General features: G+C 37.1%; 3 protein-coding genes and 2 pseudogenes. 2 read left to right on the plus strand and 3 right to left on the minus strand.

Features of this window, described 5'->3' with window-relative positions:
• Positions 1 to 2: 2 nt before the first annotated feature.
• Positions 3 to 227 (plus strand): annotated as a pseudogene (locus OZD68_RS01745) (IS256 family transposase); the annotation flags it as partial.
• Positions 228 to 281: 54 nt separating this feature from the next.
• Here the strand turns inward: OZD68_RS01745 and recJ are convergent.
• Positions 282 to 2,021 (minus strand): single-stranded-DNA-specific exonuclease RecJ, encoded by a 1,740-nt coding sequence (gene recJ, locus OZD68_RS01750; protein WP_182309234.1) that lies wholly within the window; start codon positions 2,019 to 2,021, stop codon positions 282 to 284.
• Between the two features lie 60 nt (positions 2,022 to 2,081).
• The gene (locus OZD68_RS01755; RefSeq protein WP_220468103.1) at positions 2,082 to 2,270 is read right to left on the minus strand and encodes a hypothetical protein; all 189 of its coding nucleotides are present in this window, start codon (positions 2,268 to 2,270) and stop codon (positions 2,082 to 2,084) included.
• Positions 2,271 to 2,287: 17 nt separating this feature from the next.
• Between OZD68_RS01755 and OZD68_RS01760 the strand changes: the two genes are divergently transcribed.
• Positions 2,288 to 2,431, plus strand: coding sequence for a hypothetical protein (locus OZD68_RS01760; protein WP_275008844.1), 144 nt, complete (start codon positions 2,288 to 2,290; stop codon positions 2,429 to 2,431).
• A 28-nt stretch (positions 2,432 to 2,459) separates the two neighbouring features.
• Here the strand turns inward: OZD68_RS01760 and OZD68_RS06755 are convergent.
• Positions 2,460 to 2,620, minus strand: a pseudogene (locus tag OZD68_RS06755) (IS5 family transposase); the annotation flags it as partial.

Here is a 2,620-nt window from a genome sequence, read left to right on the forward strand (position 1 = left end):
GTTTGGTAGATTACAAAGAACTGGAAGCAAATATACTGTCATCAATAAGGGAAGGCAGACCATTAACAGGAAGGGATGGAGCATTTACACCACTTATAAAAAAGCTGCTGGAGGCAAGTTTGGAAGGTGAAATAGAAAATCACTTATTAGCTGAAAGTGAAGAGAATAATCGAAGAAATGGGAGAAATGGAAAGACTTTACGGACAAGTGCACACTCACTTCTTCTTGATTTTTTGGTTTATCTTGTCTACCTATTTTGCCACTCTGCTGAACAGATACACTCAACTAATGGTCAATACATCTTCTATTAAAAATTGTACAAATTCATTGCCATTCCAGTAATTCATAGAGATTTTACCCAAAATAGCTTTAACATTACCCTGCATGATAGCAGAGCCAAGATGAGTATTTGCAGAACGAAATGCAATAGCTCTTACCATAACATTATCATCAGCAATAAAACATTTTATATGGTCAACTCCTATAACTTCAGGCTTTCTTATCTTTCCTCCTTGGATAATAAACCTTGGTTCAGGATTTCCAACTCCAAATGGTCCCAAGCGTTGCAATTGATTCCATAAAGACAAATTTATTGCTTTAGCAGTTACTATACTATCAGCTTTTAAAGTTTTCTCATCTATAGAGTTTGAAAATCTTTCAGTAAAAAAATCATACAAATCATTTATTTTGTCTTCTTTAATTGAAAATCCTGCCGCCATACTATGGCCACCACCTTCAATAATCAAATTTATAAACTTTGCGGAAAGGACTGCAGCACCGATATCAACTCCCAAAATTGATCTACAGCTTGCTTTTCCTATTCCATTATTTAAAGATATCACTACTGTTGGCAAGTGAAACTGCTCCTTTAGCCTTGATGCAATTATACCAATTATTCCCTGGTGCCAATTGCCACTTACCATTATAAAATTCGCACCTGATTGGGCAGACTTTTCCTCTTGTGCTGTAGCTTCCAAGAGAGCCTCATTTTCTAACACTTTTCTTGCATTATTCAAATCTATTAATTTTAGCGCGATTGAATGTGCCTCTTCATCATCATCGGTGGAAAGCAACCTTGCACCAAGCGATGCTTCTCCAATTCTTCCTCCAGCATTTATGCATGGCCCAATACTAAACCCTAATCGAGAAACACTTGGTTTTTCAAGGATTCCCAAAGCATCAAATAAAACACGCAAGCCAACGTTTTTTCTTGTTGACATAACTTTTAATCCTTGTGAGACAAGTGCTCTATTGAGGCCTGTGATCTGCATAACATCACAGACAGTTCCCAGGGCAACCAAATCCAACAGATCAAATAAATCTGGTTCTTTTTTGTTGGTAAAAAATCCTTGCTCACGTAGGCTTTTATTAAGAGCAACAATTAGCAGAAATGACACTCCAACTGCTGCTAGGTTATTATAAGGAGAGCTCTCATCAAGGCGGTTTGGATTCACAACTGCTACGGCGCTTGGTAATTTTTCCGTACCAAGGTGATGGTCAACAACTATAATATCAAGACCAAAAGCCTTTGCATCTTCTATTGGTTGATATGCAAGCGTACCACAATCAACGGAAATACATAAATCAATTCCATTCTTTTTAAGTTGTAATAAAGCATCTGTGTTTAATCCATAACCCTCATCAACACGATCTGGAATGTAGATTATAGAGTGTATATCGATTGCTCTCAGGTACCTGTTAATCAATGCTGACGACGTTGCACCATCAACATCATAGTCACCAAATATTGCAAGGTTTTCATCATTTTTTATTGCCCGTATTATACGAGAAACAGCTTTATCCATATCAAGAAGGTGAAAGGGATCTGGTAATAGCGATCTGATTAGTGGATATAAGAAGTCGCTTGCATTTTCTATGTTAACACCACGAGTAACCAATATTCTTGCTAATATTTCTGGTAACTCAAATCTCTGTGTAAGAGTTAAGATTTGCCTTTGATCTGCTTCTTGCAACTTCCACAATGCATTTGTTATGCTGCGCTTTTCAATTTCAAGTAGCATATTCTTTCTTTGTAAATAAAACTACTTTACCAGAATTTTTAAGCTTGTTCTATAATTGTATTAGACTTCTGCATAACCTAAACTAAGTAGAAAAAAGGTATCATCTAAGTAGCTGACACTGGTCTCCATCCAAGAGGGCAGTAGCCCCTTCGGTGTCATTCCAGCGCGTGACCAGGTCTTTTTAGCTATCATAGGATGACAGAAGCAGACACTACACTTTGTCGTTCCAGTGCCTCCTTTTTTTGTCATTCCAGTGCCTTGACTATTTGGATCCAGGAAAAAGAATGGTGTCATCCCAGTGCCCCTATGATGTCATCCAAGTAGCCTCCCTCTCCTGTCATCCCAGTGCTCCTTTTTTTGTCATCCGAGTAGCTGACACTGGGATGGCTTTGTTGCATCACACTTTATGAGATGGTGATTTATGGTAAATTCATGTAACTATCTCAAATTTAGCCATACCAATATCAGTGAATTTATTAAGCAAATAGCATTTAGTTCTTTTTCTCGATTTATCTCAGATTTATTCCTAAAACTAAATCCGAATATTTGCTTTAATCTTGAGAAAAACCCTTCAATATAAGATCTTTTCCCATAATTTA

Origin of the sequence: Wolbachia endosymbiont of Drosophila bicornuta (assembly GCF_028982105.1) — a bacterium.
Classification (GTDB): Bacteria; Pseudomonadota; Alphaproteobacteria; order Rickettsiales; family Anaplasmataceae; genus Wolbachia; species Wolbachia pipientis.